Source organism: Shewanella sp. 10N.286.54.B9, assembly GCF_041468565.1.
Classification (GTDB): domain Bacteria; phylum Pseudomonadota; class Gammaproteobacteria; order Enterobacterales; family Shewanellaceae; genus Shewanella.
The window spans coordinates 22,614-41,597 of sequence record NZ_JBFRIY010000010.1; the positions used below are offsets into that span (position 1 = coordinate 22,614).

General features: G+C 42.6%; 16 protein-coding genes. 12 read left to right on the plus strand and 4 right to left on the minus strand.

All coding sequences use genetic code 11. The features are described 5' to 3' along the window. Positions 1-30 precede the first annotated feature (30 nt). Positions 31-216 carry a hypothetical protein gene (locus tag AB4135_RS03300; RefSeq protein WP_371990296.1) on the plus strand — a complete coding sequence of 62 codons (186 nt, stop codon included), beginning with the start codon at positions 31-33 and terminating at the stop codon, positions 214-216. A 75-nt stretch (positions 217-291) separates the two neighbouring features. Here the strand turns inward: AB4135_RS03300 and hemL are convergent, their stop codons facing one another. Both hemL and AB4135_RS03310 read right to left on the minus strand, forming a co-directional pair. Next, positions 292-1,581: a glutamate-1-semialdehyde 2,1-aminomutase gene (gene hemL, locus AB4135_RS03305; protein WP_371990298.1), complete on the minus strand. Its 1,290-nt coding sequence runs from the start codon at positions 1,579-1,581 to the stop codon at positions 292-294. Between the two features lie 28 nt (positions 1,582-1,609). Beyond that, complete coding sequence (locus AB4135_RS03310) at positions 1,610-2,629, minus strand: aspartate carbamoyltransferase (protein ID WP_371990300.1); 1,020 nt, start codon at positions 2,627-2,629, stop codon at positions 1,610-1,612. A 386-nt stretch (positions 2,630-3,015) separates the two neighbouring features. Between AB4135_RS03310 and lgt the strand changes: the two genes are divergently transcribed. The 3 genes from lgt to AB4135_RS03325 all read left to right on the plus strand — a co-directional run bounded on the left by lgt (position 3,016) and on the right by AB4135_RS03325 (position 5,669). Beyond that, positions 3,016-3,807 carry a prolipoprotein diacylglyceryl transferase gene (lgt, locus tag AB4135_RS03315; protein WP_371990301.1) on the plus strand — a complete coding sequence of 264 codons (792 nt, stop codon included), beginning with the start codon at positions 3,016-3,018 and terminating at the stop codon, positions 3,805-3,807. A 199-nt stretch (positions 3,808-4,006) separates the two neighbouring features. Continuing rightward, the gene (locus AB4135_RS03320) at positions 4,007-4,600 is read left to right on the plus strand and encodes an arylesterase (protein ID WP_371990302.1); all 594 of its coding nucleotides are present in this window, start codon (positions 4,007-4,009) and stop codon (positions 4,598-4,600) included. A gap of 340 nt (positions 4,601-4,940) precedes the next feature. Continuing rightward, entirely contained in the window at positions 4,941-5,669 is a 729-nt protein-coding gene (locus AB4135_RS03325; RefSeq protein ID WP_371990304.1) for an HDOD domain-containing protein, read from the plus strand. A gap of 63 nt (positions 5,670-5,732) precedes the next feature. On the opposite strand, the gene AB4135_RS03330 is transcribed toward AB4135_RS03325, so the two are convergent. Next, entirely contained in the window at positions 5,733-6,635 is a 903-nt protein-coding gene (locus AB4135_RS03330; protein WP_371990305.1) for a LysR family transcriptional regulator, read from the minus strand. A gap of 1,258 nt (positions 6,636-7,893) precedes the next feature. Between AB4135_RS03330 and AB4135_RS03335 the strand changes: the two genes are divergently transcribed. The 5 genes from AB4135_RS03335 to AB4135_RS03355 all read left to right on the plus strand — a co-directional run bounded on the left by AB4135_RS03335 (position 7,894) and on the right by AB4135_RS03355 (position 13,244). Beyond that, positions 7,894-8,289, plus strand: a complete 396-nt coding sequence (locus AB4135_RS03335; RefSeq protein WP_371990307.1) for a SirB2 family protein — start codon at positions 7,894-7,896, stop codon at positions 8,287-8,289. Between the two features lie 8 nt (positions 8,290-8,297). Then, positions 8,298-9,077 carry a tetratricopeptide repeat protein gene (locus tag AB4135_RS03340; RefSeq protein ID WP_371990309.1) on the plus strand — a complete coding sequence of 260 codons (780 nt, stop codon included), beginning with the start codon at positions 8,298-8,300 and terminating at the stop codon, positions 9,075-9,077. A 162-nt stretch (positions 9,078-9,239) separates the two neighbouring features. Further along, on the plus strand, positions 9,240-10,508 hold the full coding sequence (locus tag AB4135_RS03345) for a DUF819 domain-containing protein (protein WP_371990310.1): 1,269 nt from the start codon (positions 9,240-9,242) through the stop codon (positions 10,506-10,508). A gap of 71 nt (positions 10,509-10,579) precedes the next feature. Beyond that, positions 10,580-11,428, plus strand: a complete 849-nt coding sequence (gene kdsA, locus AB4135_RS03350) for a 3-deoxy-8-phosphooctulonate synthase (protein WP_371990312.1) — start codon at positions 10,580-10,582, stop codon at positions 11,426-11,428. A 253-nt stretch (positions 11,429-11,681) separates the two neighbouring features. Then, on the plus strand, positions 11,682-13,244 hold the full coding sequence (locus AB4135_RS03355; RefSeq protein ID WP_248973584.1) for an AbgT family transporter: 1,563 nt from the start codon (positions 11,682-11,684) through the stop codon (positions 13,242-13,244). A gap of 95 nt (positions 13,245-13,339) precedes the next feature. Here the strand turns inward: AB4135_RS03355 and AB4135_RS03360 are convergent, their stop codons facing one another. Continuing rightward, the gene (locus AB4135_RS03360) at positions 13,340-15,115 is read right to left on the minus strand and encodes a flavocytochrome c (protein WP_371990314.1); all 1,776 of its coding nucleotides are present in this window, start codon (positions 15,113-15,115) and stop codon (positions 13,340-13,342) included. 272 nt (positions 15,116-15,387) lie between these two features. Between AB4135_RS03360 and AB4135_RS03365 the strand changes: the two genes are divergently transcribed. The 3 genes from AB4135_RS03365 (at position 15,388) to AB4135_RS03375 (ending at position 18,714) form a co-directional block, all read left to right on the plus strand. Beyond that, positions 15,388-16,419, plus strand: a complete 1,032-nt coding sequence (locus AB4135_RS03365) for a porin (protein WP_371990316.1) — start codon at positions 15,388-15,390, stop codon at positions 16,417-16,419. A gap of 168 nt (positions 16,420-16,587) precedes the next feature. Beyond that, positions 16,588-17,469, plus strand: coding sequence for a LysR family transcriptional regulator (locus tag AB4135_RS03370; protein WP_371990318.1), 882 nt, complete (start codon positions 16,588-16,590; stop codon positions 17,467-17,469). Positions 17,470-17,481: 12 nt separating this feature from the next. Beyond that, positions 17,482-18,714, plus strand: coding sequence for a DUF819 domain-containing protein (locus tag AB4135_RS03375; protein ID WP_371990320.1), 1,233 nt, complete (start codon positions 17,482-17,484; stop codon positions 18,712-18,714). The last annotated feature ends 270 nt before the right edge of the window (positions 18,715-18,984 follow it).

Sequence of the window (18,984 nt, forward strand, 5' to 3'; positions counted from 1 at the left end):
ACTACAACATTTAGTGATTGGGGCGAAGCAATGGCTTTTTTTGTTCGAAGTTTTTTACTGTTAGGTGCAATTGTTTGGTTACTTGTCAGTTTGAAACAACTTGTTGGATTGGGTGTTTTTGAAAATCCAGGTTTAGTTCGAGACAATCTAACTTTATTGGCACAGGCATTAGTTGCAATGGTTGTGATTAAAACATCGGTCAAGGCTAAGGGTTAAACCTTTCAGCTGGCAATAAAAAAGGAACACCGAAGTGCTCCTTTTTTTGTGTCTACAATAACTGACTTTTAAGCGTTAGCCTTTTGCCATTTTTGCAAATACACGTTCTGCAGCAGCGAGCGTTGCTTCAAGCTCTGCTTCACCGTGAGCAAGTGATAGGAAACCTGCTTCATAAGCACTTGGCGCTAGGTAAACACCTTCATCTAGCATGCCATGGTAAAACTCTGGGAATTTTTCTGCATCGCACTGAGTGACTTGTTCAAATGATGTCACCTTTTCCTCTTCGGTAAAGAAGAAACCAAACATGCCACCCACGTAGTTGATTGCCATTGGAATGCCGTGCTTGTTGGCAGCCGCTTTAAAGCCTTCAGCAATGTATTGCGTCTTAGCAGCTAACTGCTCGTAAACGCCATCTTCACAGAGTGCTTCCATCTGTGCAAGACCTGCAGACATTGCAATAGGATTACCTGACAGTGTACCCGCTTGGTAAACAGGACCAGTAGGAGCGATAAACTGCATCACATCTTTACGGCCACCAAAAGCGCCTACTGGCATACCGCCACCAATCACCTTACCTAGTGTGGTTAGATCGGGTGTGACACCGTAGTGACCCTGTGCGCCACTTTTAGATACGCGGAAACCGGTCATGACTTCATCGATGATCATCAGTGCGCCGTATTGATCACAGATTGCACGCAGCCCTTGTAAGAAACCTTCTACTGGTGGAATACAGTTCATGTTGCCAGCAACAGGTTCTAGGATAATGCATGAAATCGCTTCAGGGTACTGTTCAAACAGTGCCTTAACAGAATCAAGGTCATTGTAAGTTGCAGTTAATGTGTGCTTAGCAAAATCTTCTGGGATACCTGGAGAGCTAGGCTGGCCTAGAGTCAGTGCACCAGAGCCTGCTTTTACTAATAGGCAGTCAGCGTGGCCGTGGTAACAACCTTCAAACTTTAGGATTTTGTCACGGTTAGTGAAGCCACGCGCAAGACGAATTGCACTCATGGTCGCTTCAGTACCAGAGCTGACCATACGAACTTGTTCCATAGATGGAACCATTTCGATAACTTTTTCAGCCATAGTGACTTCAAGTTCAGTTGGCGCACCAAACGATAGACCGTTGTCTACTGCTTTTAATACAGCTTCGCGGATTTTCGGGTGATTATGACCTAAGATCATTGGTCCCCAAGAACCTACATAATCGATGTATTTTTTGCCATCAGCGTCAAAAATATAGGCGCCATCAGCTTTTTCAATAAAACGTGGAGAACCACCAACACCATTAAATGCGCGGACTGGAGAGTTAACGCCGCCTGGAATGGTTTTTTTAGCCTGTTCAAATAGTTCGTCGGAACGGGTCATTTTAGATCCTTAAAAGTCAGTAGCCTGATTAAAATTCAGCTTTTCGTGAATACCAATTGACTGGGCGCTCATATTGCTCCAATTGAGAGTCAACACCTAGCGTCAGTGCAAACAGTGACATACGAATTAATAAACCGTTATCTGCCTGCCTAAATATAGCCAGGTTAGGGTGGTTATTAAGATCGTTATCCAGTTCATTTGCTTGTTCACGAGAGTCTCGTGGCAAAGGATGCATGATCACTGTGTTAGATTTACAATTCTTTGTATAAATACTTTGGTTAAGTCGGAACTTACCACGGTATTTATTCGCTTCATCTTGTGATGGGAAGCGTTCTTCTTGAATTCGAGTTAGATAGAGTATATCAGCGCGATCTAAATTGCCTTCAAGTTGGTCTGTTATTGTGATCTTATGCCCAGCATTTTCAATGTCATCGATCACATAGTCAGGCATTGCCAACTCTTTTGGTGACACTAACGTGAAGCTGACATCTTTATACATGCATAACAGACGAGATAAAGAGTGTACTGTGCGGCCAAACTTAAGGTCGCCCACCATCGCGATATGCATACCACTAATATCACGACCGCCTGAGGCGAGCTCTTTTTGGATGGTAAAAAGATCCAGTAGTGCTTGAGTCGGATGCTCGTTTGAACCATCGCCACCATTGATGACTGGCACGCGGCTGCCTTCTGCGAACTCTTTGACTGAAAACGCTTCAGGGTGGCGCATCGCAATCACATCTGAGTAGCTTGAAAGGACTCGAGCGGTATCGTACAGAGACTCACCTTTTGATAATGATGATGACGCCATACCGACGGTTTCATTAACTTTGCCGCCTAGCAGGTTAAATGCACAGCCAAAACTGATACGAGTACGTGTGCTCGGCTCAAAGAAAAGGTTGCCCAATACCGCGCCATCTAAAACAGTGGTACGTTTCTGTCTTAATGCGTAGGGAGTCATACGAGTAGCAACATCAAAGATGTTCTGCACGGCATCCAGATTAAGCTGGTTTACCGAAAGGATATGTGAACCTTGAAACTGAGTCATCAGCCTTTATTTCCAATTTCTGGGGGGCTTTTTAGCACGCGTTATCACGCAGCTAATTTGCCCTAAATTTATGTAGGGTGGCTGAGGCGGCACTATAGCAAAATTTCTAATGCAGTGGAATATGCACACGATTGAATATGGCAACATTGATAGGTGCTAAAAGCACAATAATCAGGGGGAACGGTATTGATAATGGTTACTTCTGTGCGAGACTCGAAGCGAGTAAGGCAACACTCTGGTGGTTATTATTTGGCCTCTAATGAATTTCTTACAAAATCAGCTTGGCAATATTGGCGTTTGCGCTTGCTAATTCATTTGTTGCAGCGTAAAACTGCGCAATAGATTCGAATATTTTGATTTAAAAGCATAACATTGGAAGGTTAGATTTGGACCACATGATTTGGAATGTAGACCCTGTAGCGATCAGCTTTATGGGGCTTAAAGTACATTGGTACGGCATATTGTTTGCACTGGCTATCGCCTCTGGCTTTCAGGTGATGAAGCGTATTTATGTTAGGGAAAACTTGCCGGTAGAGTCGCTAGATAATTTACTGATGTATTGCGTAGTCGGTATTATTGTCGGTGCGCGTCTAGCACATTGTCTATTCTACGATCCGGCTTATTACTTTAGCCATCCGCTAAAGATTTTTGCTATCTGGGAAGGAGGGCTTGCCAGCCATGGCGGCGGACTGGGTGCTATTTTAGCGCTCTATTACTATCAGCGTCAGGTGAAGCTGCCATTTTTATTCTTGCTTGACCGTTTGGCTATTGCCACTGCTATCTTTGGTTTCTTTGTGCGGATGGCAAATTTCGTTAACTCAGAGATTCTTGGGTTACCGACCGATCAGCCATGGGGCATTATCTTTGAAAGAATTGATATGTTACCGCGTCATCCAGCGCAGCTTTACGAAGCTATCGCTTACTTGTCAATTTTCGCCTTGCTATGGTGCATCTATAGAATGACAGAGATGAAGCAGAAACATGGTGCCATTTTTGGATTGTTCTTAGTTTTAGTGTTTAGTTCACGCTTTGTGATTGAAATGGTGAAAGTTAAGCAGGCTGTTTACGCAGATACATGGACTTTCAGTGCAGGACAGTTGTTGAGTATTCCATTTTTGTTAGTGGGGGTAGCGCTACTCGTTATTCCTTATTTGCGTAAAGCGAAAACCAGCAAATAGAATCAGGCTTAATTAAAGCAATAAACAATCGCTGCTGTGATGCATCAGCGATTTTTTTGTGCTTACAGTGTAGAACTGTAATGAAACCTAGAATGCCAGTGGGTGAATAACCTTTGGACTAGCTAATTAAGCATTCATTTTAACTGGAATAGCCATTATGCTAGCCATTAGTATCTTTTAATTTGGGTGCGTTTCAGATATGAATTTTCGTTTACTGCTTTTATTACCTTTTATACTCCTACTACAATCTTGCCAAGATGTACGGATGCCATTGTTGCCATCAGGCGCCACCATTGTCGCTTTTGGGGATAGCTTAACCGCCGGTGTTGGAGCTAGCAAAGGGGCTGATTATCCTGCCCAACTCGCTGAGATGACTCAATTAACCGTCATCAATGCGGGTATATCTGGAGAAACAACCAGTAAAGGGCTGAAGAGATTACCAGGGATATTAGCGAAACATTCTCCCGAGCTGCTTATTTTACTTGAAGGGGGCAATGATTTTCTAAGAAACCATCCTCTGGCTGAGACTAAACGTAATTTGGCAGCAATGATTGAACTGGCGCAATCTCAAAGAGTTACAGTACTATTAATCGCAGTGCCAAAGAAAAGCCTATTTCTTACCCCTTCACCTATCTATGCAGAGCTAGCGGAGGAGTACCAACTAGTCTTATTGGAAGAGACGGTTAGTGAACTGCTAGGCAGTCCGAGTAAAAAATCTGATAGCATTCATCTCAATGACAGCGGTTACCGGGTATTAGCTGAAGCTATTAATCATCATATAGACAGCGTTTAACGCGAGAATGATGTAGCGATATTGCGTATTATCAGCTGAAAAATAGCCAAAATAGTGAACTTGATCCTTGGTTGTTGGCTTGGAAATACTGTTAAGCCCATGAACTCACTAATTATTAAGGCTTACTTAGCCAGTTTTCTGGGATTTATGCCTTTGACACAGTCTTTATTTGGATTGTTATTGGAATCACAGATTTATTCACTAAACTAAATTTAATACGCAAAAAATGGCTAAAACTTGCTAAGCTAGGGGCAGAGAGCTTGGCTCCAAATGCTGATCGTTAAGAGCCCTTGACTGATTGAGCATATATATAAATATAATAAAAGGTTTAACGTTTCAAATGACAGATCTTGAGCAGCAGGTATTTACTCAAGTACGCGCTATTATCGGCAATGAAGAGCAGGTAATTGGCCGTAGAGGGATACTTATCCCGTTAAAAAAAGCCATCATAGCCGATGGTGATATTCGAAATGTCATTGACATAGTCTCGACAGATCCCGCGCTATCAGCTCATTTATTGTGGCGCAGTAGCACGGCAAATCAAATCTCGGCGCAATCGACTAAGAATCGTTCATTGAAGGATGCTTTAGTCAGGCTTGGACAGGTGAATATTTACCGCTATGCGTTTACTTTTTATTTGAAAGAAAGACTCGATGAGTTGAAAGAGCCTTATAAAAAGCTAGTTCACGGTTACTGGGCATTAACAGAAGCTGTAGCAACTGATGCGGTCGATACACTGTACAAAATGGATAGTTTTGATATCAGCCCTGATGAAGTGCAAACACTGGCGCTATTTAGTGTTTTTGGAGACATCATTGCACTGACTGCCTTTGCATACCTAAATAGTGAAACGGAAAAGCCTTATTCACTGAGTGTGCTTAAAGGTATTCTTGAAAACCAGCAGCAAACACTGACTATGGAAGCTTTTGAGTCTCTAGGGTTAGATGATGAGCTACGTGATGAATTTTTGATTGCTCATAATTTGCGACAAACTCATAACGCATCGTCGCCAGGTTTAGTACTTAGACGAACGCTAGCTAAACGAAACCTCCTATTAAGACCACTATAGAGTTAATAAAAAGCCTGCATTTAGCAGGCTTTTTTATATCGATTGATTGGTGAGCAAGTCGTTCTATTTGAGCTTTTGCTTTTCAACCCCTTCTTTAGCAACCATTTCTAACCAATGCTGGGCTAAACGAGCATTTGAACCGTTTCTGCGGTAGGCGCCAAACAGTGGTCTTCTAAGTCCATCAGGCCCGAGCTTAATACTGACTAGATTTAGACCGTGGCTTTCACTGATTGACCAATTAGGTAATGCAGCTATGCCGTCTTTACAGGCAATACGTTGCAGCAGCATCATGGTGAGATCACACTTAATTACAGCGCCGGCTTGAATACCCGCTGGCTCCATGAAGTGGCGATAAATATCTAAACGCTCTAATGATACTGGGTAGCTTAAAATGGACAAGTTTTCGAGCTGTTTTGGGGTTACAAATTCTTCATTGGCAAGCGGATGATCACTGGCCACAACGAGGCGTACTTCAAAGTCAAAAAGATGTTGATAAGCGATAGCTTGCCCTGGAACAGGATCTGACGTTAGCACCACATCGAGTTCGCCCAACTCAAGAGCATTCAGTGAATCAAATAGATGGCGGCTTGAAAGGTCAAGATCTGCTTGGGGATATTCTTGTCTAAATTGCTCCATAACTGGCATTAGCCAGCGGAAACAACTGTGGCATTCAATTCCGACTCCAAGCTTATTATCACCCTCTTCAAGGCCTTTTTTTAGGTCAAATTCAGTCTCTATAACCTTAGGTAAAATGTCTTCAGCAAGGTTTAACAATCTTGAACCTTCTTGAGTGAAAGATAGCGGCTTACTCTTTCGCACAAAAATAGCTGAATTAATCCTAGTTTCAAGTTCCTTGATCTGATGAGAAAGTGCCGATTGTGTGACAAAGCGCTTTTTCGCAGCACCTGCGAGACTTCCGCTTTCCTTTAAGGCGACTAATGTACGTAAATGTCTAAGCTCTATCATTTTATCCTCACATGAAGTTTTCTCATGTTGCTCTTGAATTCATTTTTATTGCGATGAAATAGACTAACACAGTGAACATCTAGACGTCCAGAAGTCCGCTGTTGCAAATTGAGACAACATTTCCATAAGGGGGGTCTGAATTTTATTCATCTTAACACTAAAGGATATACAATATGCAATTAATTGATGCAGGTTTCTTTCAAAGCGATCATTTGGTTAATTAGAAGCTTACGGTATGCAGGTATTGTTTTAGATGGTTATTATGTGGCTAAGCTGTTGATTTTATTGCTTTTGTGTGTCGATAGGGTAGGTGTGGGAAAGTGGGTTTTGAGGGGGCTTTTCTCTTTGTAAAAGATTTTGCATATTATGAGCAAACATATAGTTTACGTGCAACTTTGGACGGAATTCTCACTTGGCATGCTAGAAAAATATTATCGATCTCGTCGTTTTAGCTAGATTGAGCTGGAGCCGAATCGCTAAGGACGAGCTGGGTTTGCTGGAAAAGAACTAACCTATTGTTCTGCTACTAATCAGTATACATATTTGATTAGTAGTGAGAGTTTAGCGGCTATGATCATAGGCTATTAAATGCTCCTGCGTTTCTCTCAATAATTGCAGTTGCATTATACCAATTGCATTAAGTATTTGACCCGTTCAGACGTAGTACGGCTGAAGTCAAAAAATGGGCAAAACGCCGTTTGCTTCGCTATGGGATTTGGATATACGACTAAATGCTCTATTTTGTTCCATACAAAATGAGACATTTCCGCCTTCTTTGGCAGTCAGATTTCGGAGGTACGAGACCAAGGATGGTTGAAGATAGAATAATGCAGGAGCAATTATCGAGAGTCATACATGGAGCAATAACCGGGGATGCCTGAGTCGAGAATAACGATTAGCTCAAATCCCACCATTTGCCGACAGCGTTTTGAATTCGCTCGCCTTGATTTAGTTCATGAAAATCCCCCACGTTAGATCAAATCGTTACATTGATTGGTATTACATAGACTCTATTGAAATAGAGTCAGTGGAAGCCATTGCTAGATTTGGGGCAACAAAGCACTGAGGCAGTTAAGAGCAGAGCGGTACAAGAGTAATAATGATGGTGCATCACCAGTTCGCTTCCATCTAAAGGCGTTACCATATCAATGCAAAGGTTAAATTTTGCCCACTCTTACTCAATACTATTCGCTGATATTGGTTATGGTTAAGGGGATCGGGTACACTAGCGCCTTTGTCGGCTAAAAGACCTAAAATCATGGAAACTTTTTATAGTTTATACCCTGTGTTTAAGCATACACACATGACGTTTGTTGCGTTAAGTGTGCTGTTTTTTATTGTGCGTTTTTCGCTTCATTTACGTCAGTCACCGATAATGGACGAAAAGTTCGTTAAAATTGCGCCGCACGTTATCGATACCTTCCTGCTGCTATCCGGTTTGATTTTGTGTTTTTCTATTAAACAGTATCCATTTGTTGACCCTTGGATGACAGAAAAACTAAGTGCTGTGGTTGCTTATATCCTTCTAGCGACTATCGCTCTTAAGGCTAATCGTAATAAATTATTTAAAGTATTTGCCGCATTGGGTGCACTTGGTTGGGTGGTTTACGCCGCGAAACTGGCTGTGTTTAAGCAAGCAGTTTTATTAGGTTGAAGACTCACTTGAAACTTAACGATTCTATTCAATTACCAGAAACAGCCCTTGATGTTGCACAGCATCTGGGCTTTTCTAAAGTAAAAAATGCTAATTGGGCTTGGCTGGAGCTGGCTGGCTCGGTATTGAGCTTTTATGTGGTCGACAGACATGACCGATTAAAAGCATTACTGAACTGGTTTTACAATGACTTGGGTTTCTGTGCGCGTGAAGCTTATTACAGTGCGGAAGCGGCAGATCTTGGTAAGTGCATGACATCGAAACAGGGCAATAGCACCACGTTAGCCACTGTGTTGATGTTGTTGGCCAAGCAATTAGATCTTAAATTAGAGCTATTGCTTTTACCTGGGCAAACAGTACTTTTGAGCCAAATTGACGATGATATTCGCTATATTGATCCGCTAACGGGCAATGAGTTAAGCAAGCATCAATTGCATATATTAGTACGTGGTGAGTTAGGTAATGCTGCCGCATTTAAACCAAGCTACCTAAAACCAGCATCAGTAAAGCGCATAGTGTCACGCATGATCCATGAGATGAAGGCGGGCAGTATTGTTGCGCACAAATTTGAGCCTGCGATGGAGTGCTGTAATTTGCTGCTGCAATGGCACCCGGAAGATCTCAACCTCAACCGCGAACGAGCCTTTATTGCACAGCAGTTGGGTTGTATTAGTGTCGCGACGGCTGATTTAAAACATTTTGTCGATAACAGTCCACATGACCCTGTCATTGAGCTGGTAAAGATGCAATTGAAAGAGCTTAAAGAGGACGTTGAAACGTTCCATTAAGCGTAAAAAAAAGAGCCGAATGGCTCTTTTTTCGTTACACCACTATCAGTATTAGAGTGTACAAATACACCATTACTAAAACAACAAATTGAAGAGCAAGAATAATAATTAGGCAAAGTATTGTTATTTATAATACAGCCACTATCAGGGGGATAGGCTAAAATGAGTAGTTCCGATTCGATCAGTAGTGCATTGGTCACCAATGATGCCACAGCGCTTGGCATATTAGCGGTTGTGCTGGGTTTTGTATTTTACACCAGTAACAGTAGCCATCAATTCTGGAAGAAGTTTTATACTTTCATTCCAGCATTGTTAATGTGTTATTTTTTACCGTCATTGCTCAATACCTTCAATATTATCGATGGTGATAGCTCGAAGCTGTATTTTGTCGCCTCGCGTTACCTACTTCCCGCTTGTTTAGTGTTACTTATTTTAAGTGTCGATTTGAAAGCGATTTTATCGCTCGGTCCAAAAGCGATAATTATGTTTTTAACCGGTACTGTCGGTATTGTGATTGGCGGTCCAATTGCGTTATTGATCATATCGAGTATCAACCCAGAAGTGCTTGGTGTCACTGGGCCTGAGGCTGTATGGCGCGGAATGACTACGCTGGCTGGAAGTTGGATTGGTGGCGGCGCTAACCAAGCGGCGATGAAAGAGATCTATGAAGCGGGTGGCGATATCTTTTCTATCATGGTGACGGTTGACGTTATCGTGGCCAATATTTGGATGGCAGTGCTGCTGTTTATGGCCTCTAAAGCGAAACAGATTGATGCTAAGACTGGCGCAGACACATCGGCTCTAGAAGCATTAAAAGACAAGGTAGAGAAATATCACGCAGAGAATGCACGCATCCCAAGCCTAAATGACCTGATGATGATTGCAGCGATTGGATTTGGTATTACCGGTCTTGCCCATGTGGTCGCCGACTTCTTAGGGCCATTTTTTGAAGCGAACTACCCTTGGACTCGCGATTACAGCTTAACGTCTAAATTCTTCTGGTTGATTGTCACGGTAACCACGATTGGTTTAGCGATGTCGTTCAGCCCTGTACGACATCTAGAAGCCGCTGGTGCATCAAAAGTCGCCACGGTTTTCCTGTATATCCTGGTCGCGACCATTGGTTTGCACATGGATGTCTCAAAATTGTTCGATGCTGATAACCTTTGGTACTTTGCTATTGGTATGATTTGGATGCTGATCCATGCAAGCTTTATGTTAATTGTGGCTAAATTGATAAAAGCGCCGCTGTTTTATATGGCGGTGGGCAGCCAAGCAAATGTTGGTGGTGCGGCATCTGCACCTGTTGTCGCTGCAGCTTTCCATCCTGCGCTGGCGCCAGTAGGTGTGCTTCTGGCTGTGTTGGGCTATGCTTTAGGCACTTATATGGCGTGGATGTGTGGCCAAATATTGCAACTAGTTGCGAGCTAGACTCGTAAAGCAAAACTTATTTTGAATAATGCCAAGACAGTCATCTTGGCTCAGATAGAGAGAAGAGATTGATGAGCAATAAAACCATTAATTTAGGTTCGATTGAAATCGCTAATGACAAACCTTTTGTGTTGTTTGGTGGTATGAATGTGCTTGAGTCACGCGATCTTGCAATGCAGATTGCCGAGACTTACGCTGAAGTGACTCAAAAACTGGGGATCCCTTACGTATTCAAAGCATCGTTCGATAAGGCAAACCGCTCTTCTGTTAATTCCTATCGTGGTCCTGGTATGGAAGAGGGGTTGAAGATTTTTGAAGAGATTAAGTCAACCTTCAATCTACCGTTGATCACCGATGTTCATGAAGTGCATCAGTGTGCACCAGTGGCTGAAGTGGTTGATATTATCCAGCTGCCGGCGTTCTTAGCACGTCAAACAGATTTAGTCGTGGCAATGGCTAAAACTGGCGCAATTATTAACGTGAAAAAGCCGCAGTTCCTTGCACCACACGAAATGCGTCATATCATTAGTAAGTTTAATGAGGCGGGTAATGACGAGATCATCTTGTGCGAACGTGGTTCAAGCTTTGGCTATAACAACTTAGTGGTTGATATGCTGGGTATGGATGAGATGAAGCAATCGGGCTACCCGGTTATTTTTGATGCGACTCACGCGCTGCAAAAACCAGGTGGGCGTAGCGATAGCGCAGGTGGTCGACGCGCTCAAGCCACAGAGCTTGCTCGTAGTGGTATGGCATTGGGCTTGGCGGGACTGTTTATCGAAGCTCACCCAGATCCTGATAATGCTAAATGTGACGGTCCTTGTGCATTGCCTTTGCATCAGTTAGAGAACTACTTAAGCCAAATGAAAGCGGTAGATGATTTAGTTAAGTCGTTTGACCCGATTGACACCAGTAAATAAGTTTATAGATATCAGCGAGTAAGTTGTCTCGCTATAAAAGCCCTGTGTTGATGACTCGGGGCTTTTTTTATAACTAAAAAATCCTGTTTCATTCAGTCTTGACTCATCCCTTATTCGTCATTTAATTGCTACTTTTAAGTTTGACTACAGACTTAAGCTTTATCCTGTTAGGTTATAAAAAAAGCACGAGTTCGATAACTCTAAGGAGATTTATCGATCTCGATGATTTGGCTAAATACAAATAGGTTGAATGATGAAAGCAGATAAACAGGCACTTGCTGAGGAAGGGCCGCAAGGAATGTTGGGTAAAGCGCTTGATGGCATTGAGCGTGTCGGTAATAAATTACCTGACCCTGCGATGTTATTTTTAATATTGATGTTTGCAGTATGGGGCTTATCAGCCTTATTGTCGGGTGTTAGTTTTGATGCGATTGACCCGCGTACCGATAGCCCGATAGTGGTTAATAACTTGCTTAGTGCAGAAGCGCTTACTCACTTTCTAACCTCGATGGTTACCACCTTTACCGCGTTTGCGCCCTTAGGTGTGGTGTTAGTTGCTATGTTAGGTGTTGGAGTCGCGGAGCATTCAGGTTTCATCAATACTGCACTGAAGCAGATGCTGAAAGTGACCCCTGCAAAGTTACTTACTCCCGCTGTTGTGTTGGTCGGCATAATCTCTCATACCGCAACGGATGCAGGCTATGTGGTGGTGATCCCGCTTGCAGGTGTTATCTTCTTCACGGTGGGGCGCCACCCATTAGCGGGTATTGCTGCCGCTTTTGCTGGGGTATCTGGTGGTTTCTGCGCCAACTTTATTCCATCCGGTATTGATCCTCTGCTGCAGAGCTTTACGCAATCAGCAGCGCAAATTGTTGATCCAAGCATTAGCGTTAACCCGCTGAATAACTGGTTTTTTGCTGCTTCATCTTGTATTCCTATTACGCTGCTTATTTGGTGGTTAACCGATAAAGTTCTTGAGCCTAGACTTAATCGTACTCACAAAGTTAATCGTGATGAAGTTGATCTGCCTGCGATGGATGAGGTGACACCGACGGAGATGAAAGCATTTAGAAGTGCATCGCTGGTGATGTTAATTGCCATTGTAGGTTTCTTCTCTTTGACTTTTCCAGAGAACTCCACACTTAGAGATAGTAATGGTTCACTTACCAGCTTTAGTGCACCGTTAATGCAATCGATTGTGCCGTTAATCTTTATTTTCTTCATGTTACCGGGTCTAGTATACGGCTATATAACTGGTAGTTTTAAGAACTCTAGCGATGTGGTTCAGGCGATGTCTAAGTCGATGAGCGGTATGTCGCATTATATTGTGATGGCATTTTTCTGTGCCCAGTTTGTCGCTGCATTCTCGGCATCTAATCTAGGGGCATTAATTGCTGTTGAGGGCGCGAGCGGCCTTAAAGCATTAAACTTACCAGCCGAAGTCACTGTGGTGGGAATGATAATCCTCGTTGGCTTTGTTAACTTATTCGTAGGTTCATCATCAGCTAAGTGGGCGTTAATCGGGCCTGTTTTAGTACCAATGTTGATGCAGCTAAATATTAGTCCAGACTTGTCTCAAGCGGCGTATAGGGTTGGAGATTCAAGCTCGAATATTATTACCCCCTTGATGCCGTACTTCCCATTAGTGGTGGTGTATTGTCAGCGCTATGTGAAAAATATCGGTATTGGTACGCTCATCTCGATGATGTTGCCGTTTAGTTTAGCGTTGATGGCAATTTGGAGTGCTTGGTTGCTGTTGTACTGGTCAATTGGCTTGCCGTTAGGGCTTGGTTCTAGTTACAGTTATGGTTTGTAAATAACGATTATTGTTGTTAATAGAAAAGGCCAAGTTGTTTAGGTTTGGCCTTTTGTTATGCGGGGATAGTCTCAGCCTACACGACTGAAATGATGTTACTTAGCGAGAGCATGCTTGGCGGCATTTTCTCCAGCCTTACGCCCAAATACCACTGTTTCAGCAATTGCATTACCACCAAGACGGTTGAATCCATGAAGGCCACCGGTTACTTCGCCTGCAGCGTATAAACCTGACATTTTCCAGCTTTGTAGGTTTAGCACATTGGCATCTGTGTCGACGGCAACACCACCCATAGTGTGATGAATACCAGGTGCCACTTTTACTGCATAAAATGGAGGTTTGCTTAGGTTAAGTGGCATATCTTCACGGCCAAAGGCTTTGTCTTCGCCGCTTGCTTGATACTGATTATAGTCGCTAGCGGTTTTAGCTAGTTGACTCATGCCGGTTATTTTTGCCAATTCTTCTACTGTATTTGCTTTACTTAGCATACCTAAGTGCTCATATCCGCGAACCATCTTCTTTTTCTCAATCAGTTGCTCATCGAATACCAACCAAGCGTACTGGTCTTTTTGTTTTAGGATCGCATCAGATGCTCGATCTCGTGTGGTCAACTCACTAATGAAGCGTTGGCCATCAGTGTTAACCATGATAGCGCCTACACCTCGAACCGTTTCTGAGATTAAGATACGACTGTCTTTACCAATAGTCGGGTGTGCTTGAACCCAGTCAATATCCGTCATCGATGCGCCAATTTCTTTCGCTAAAGTAATGCCATCACCAGTCGCTGTGACATTGTTAGAGCTTGTCATGTCTTTCATGGTTGGACGGTAGTAAGCGATCATCTGCTTATTCATACCGTAGCCGCCAGTGGCTAATACTACAGAATCTGCCGCGACCATGTTATAGCCGCTGTGGCGTCCGTGCACCACTACGCCAGCGATAGACTTGTCGTCATTAAGGACAATTTTTTCTACTCGAGAATTAACTCTAACTGGAATATCCCGAGAAATAGCAGCTTTACGAAGTGTGTCGATGATATGAGGCCCTACTGAAGCACCGCCTGATGGACGGTGAGTACGCTCTACTCGAGCCCCGCCAGAGCGTTTCAGGTCATCCATATTCGCCCCTAGTGATTCTAACCACTTAACTGCATCGGCTGATTCTTCTGCTAGTATTTGTACGAGCTTTTCATCATTTTGGTAACGTCCACCTTTCATTGCATCTTCAGCGTACCACTCTACTTTATCTTCAATGCCCTTTTTCTTTTGCTGCGGGGTCCCTACGGCGTTAATACCACCAGCTGCTAGCATTGAGTTACCACCGGTATAAGCGGCTTTTTCAAATAAAACCACTTTTGCTCCAGCGGCTTGTGCCGAAATTGCGGCATTAAAACCCGCAGAACCGCCACCTACGACAATCACATCGACGGTTTCGATTGGGCCTTTATCAATGGCTTTTTGGATCTTGTCTTGATCCCAGCCTGCATCCCATCTTTTTTTAGCCTTTGCTGCAGCAAATGGCATTTCCATTTCAAAATTATGGCAATTATTACAGGTCAATTCCGCTTTTGCGTGACCGGAGTGACACGAGGTACAGTTGATATCGCCTAAATGCGAGGTGTGCGGATCAAATTCAAGTTTGTCATTAGCAAGTTCTTCGTATGTACCGTGGCATGAACGACATTGCTCATTTTCGTGAGTTTGGCTATCTGTCATACTCGATTTGATATCTTTCATTTTCTCGGCGACATGACATGAGTCACAACCGCCCATATCAGTGTGAAATGAAGCTAAGTTATCGCCGTTAGCGATGGCTGCGCCAGAGGTTAGAAGTAATACCGTCATCAGTGAAGCAATCTTTGTTAATCTCATCATTTATTCCTTACGATCATATTATTCAGCAGTTTTTAGTCGCGCTGTGATTTGCAAATAGGTTAATCAGGTGAGTGAAATAAAACCTAGATCTACATCATGTTAAAAATCTGTATAAGTAATTATTAAGAGAGTTTAAGTTTTACTTAAGATGCCATTTATCTGAGTCGATTGTGAGCTGGTTAAAGTTATTGAGTTTGTTGCTTAAATAATATGTGCGTTAACAAAGTCACAGTTTATTTGTTAATAACTATATTTATAAAGGCATTATTATGAAACGCTCTTTTTTATCTCTCGCTGTCATATCTGTTGTGTCAAGCTGTTCTTTTTCTGCGTTAGCTGATGGGCCTGAAGTTTATGGGCGACTTGATTTCTCTATTACACATTCAGATAACGGTAGTACTACGCAAAATAAAAAGTCTGGAACGGTGATTGAAAACAACTTTTCAAAATTGGGCTTGAAAGGTAGTGAACAACTAACAAATGACATTGAATTACTATATAAAATGGAAGTTCAAGTACATAGTGCAACCGATAATGATGATGTTTTCACACCGAGAAACACATACTTAGGGATTAAGTCTAATCTAGGTACTGCCTTAGTTGGTCGTAATGATACCGTTTTCAAAACATCTAAAGGAAAGGCTGAAACCTTTGCTTTAACTAACGCAGCTTATAACAGAATGATAGCTGGACAAGTTAGGCGAGGCGATGGTTTTACTTATTACTCACCTAAAGTTTTTGGAGCATTTAATGTTAATGCGACCTACTTAATGGATGATAATTATGAAGATAATGACGAGACTCAATATGCATTAAGCCTAGTTGCGGGAGACAAAAAATTAAAGAAAACTAACTATTACCTATCTGCTGCATATAATACCGTTGGCGGAGTAGATGCTTACCGCGCTGTGGCACAAGTTAAAGTGGCTCAGCTTAAATTGGCAGGGTTATTTCAGAACACTCAAAGCCAAAGCTATAGTGATAAAGAAGGTGATTCATACTTTTTGGCGGCTGTTTATAATTTAAATGGTGTGAATCTAAAGGCTGAATATGGCAAGGATAAGGCTGGGTTTGGCAAGTATTTTAAAAATAGCGCAGCAAGTTCTAATGATTATAAACAAGCCACTGATGTCGATATTGATTCATTAGTTGTAGGAGCTGATTATAAACTTTCAAAAACAACGACAGTGTATGCTCATTATGCTAAGTACAGTGGTGAATACCGCGTCGCAAACGCAGGCCCTGTCATTAAGTTAGCAGATGATAATGTTGCGAGTATCAGTATTCGATATGATTTTTAAATAGATGAACTCGCTGTCAGCATAGTCTTGTAATGCTGGCAGTTCTAGGTCAAATAATTAGCATGAAGCTTTAACTGCTTAGCAAATCTTATCTATGTTTTTTGATTAATCGGGTATTCATATTAGCTTCAGATATAATTAATCGAAATTCTTACCCTGGTAGCGATGATGAGAATAACCCTAAAGCAGCTAAGTATTTTTAAGGCTATTCACAATAGTGGCCAGATCTCTAAAGCGGCCAAAGCATTACATATGTCTGTTCCAGCGGTCAGTATGGCACTGAAAGATCTAGAATGCTCGCTTGAAAGCCGGCTGTTTGACCGTAATAGTCATGGGTTAGTGATTAACGATAATGGTGCTGTTATTTTACCTTACGCCAACGACATGCTTTCAAAAGGGATGCAGTTAGAGCAACTTTTTACTGAAAAAAACAATGGTGTTAGAGGCTCACTAAAGGTGGGTAGCAGTAAAACTGCAGGTAATTATGTGTTATCGCGTAAAATTCCGCTGTTCAAAAAAGACAACCCTTTAGTCGATATCAAGCTAGTGGTTGAAGATAGCGCGGTTATTGAGAAAATGGTGAGCGAAAGGGAGCTCGACTTAGGTTTTATTGACGCAAAACCAGCGAGTAAAAACCTACAGACTCAACAATGGCTTAAGGATGATATTTGTATCGTTGTTGGTGCAACTAACCCGATTTCTACGATAAAACCGAGTGCGGCAAGCTTATCAAAGGAGCTGTGGGTGCTAGCGCAACCAACGTCAATCTCAAGAGTTCGGGCGATACAGTTACTGAAGAGTGCCAAAATCAATATTGAACAAGAGCTCACGATGACAACCATGGGCGCTATAAAACGAGCGATTGGAACAGGGATCGGTGTGAGTGTTTTGCCTTGGTTAGCTGTTGTGGAGGAGGTTGAGCGAGGTGAACTGGTTAGACTGGAGCTGGAAGGGTGGGATCATAGCCGCAATTATTGGTCTATAGTGCATGAAAACGAACCGCTTTCAGAGCTTGCAACAAAGTTTCTTGATTTTTGTTATGCCCAATAGGCGCCGCTTATTTTGATTTCATCGGATCCCATACTTTTTGGTTTAGTTGCTGGTATTTTGGGACTGGTATTTTACACCAGTCAATTGCCTCAGGCTTTTTGGCGCAAGTTATATCAGTTTATTCCTGTGATGGTAATGTGTTATTTCCTGCCTTCGCTATTTAATACATTTGCGATTATTGATACTTCAAATAGCCAATTGGCCACAATAGCGTCACGTTACATCATGCCAGCTTGTCTCTGTCTGCTAATTATTAGTGTCGACATAAAGGCGATTTTACAGCAAGGCCCCAAGCTTATAATCCTTTTCCTGGTGGGTGGTTTAGGCGTTATTATTGGCGGGCCAGTCGCATTGCTGTTGCTTGCTAATATTTCACCTGACAGCGTACCTTGGGAGGGCGCCAATGCCGCATGGAAAGGCATGGCTACCTTAGCGGGTAACTGGGTCGGGGGCACTGCCAATCAACTTGCCATGAAAGAAATTTATCAAGTTGGCGATGATGTTTTCTCAGTAATGATTACTGTAAACGTGGTTTTTTCGGCTTTTTGGATGTCGTTTCTGCTTTTTTGCGCCAATCATTGCAAGGTGATTGACCGTAAGCTCAAAGCAGATACTCGCCAGTTAGAAGGGCTACAGCAATCGGCAATGCATTTATCTGCCAGTAAAAAGCAGCTCCCAACGCTTAACGATTATATGGCTATTTTTGCTGTGGCGTTTGCTGTTATGGGTTTAGGACACGGAGTTGCTGATATTTTAGTGCCATACTTCGAAGCTAATTATCCAGGATCGGCTCGCTTTAGTTTTACCTCAGAGTTTTTCTGGATAGTGGTCGTGGTATCACTGACTAGCTTACTATTGTCCTATACTAAGGCGAGAAACCTAGAGCAGGTAGGCGCGTCAAAGGTCTCTACGGTGATGTTGTACCTGTTGATTGCGATAATGGGTTTGCAGATGGATATCACTGCGATTGCTGACTTTCCTATCTATTTTATGCTCGGTGCTGTTTGGTTGTTGATCCACGTAATATTTGTTGTCGTTGCTGGGGTCTTAATGCGAGCGCCAGTCGCTTATATGGCCATTGCGAGCCAATGTAACCTAGGCGGCGCAGCATCATCACCGGTAGTCGCCATGGCATACCACAAGAGCTTTGCTCCGGTGGCGGTACTTTTTTCAGTATTTGGTTATGCGACTGCTACTTACATGGCATGGTTGTGCGGTGGGCTACTTAAAGGGATCTCACCTTAGTTGTTTGATCATCCCTACCAACATTCTATCTCTATGAAATCGGAGATAGGAAAAGCCTATATCATTATCAAAAATATTCACTATTCGCCAAAATGTGGAGATAAAAGCCTAATTTAACTGCATAATAAGTAGTTGTATTATTTACTAATACCAATTCCATTAAAGAGTTGACCATTCAGCGGGAATTTAAATCACTTTAGACAAGCACGTGGGTTGTAGCTAATAGTTATTCTCGGCTCTAGCATCCTGCTTCGCTCTACCTTCTGCATC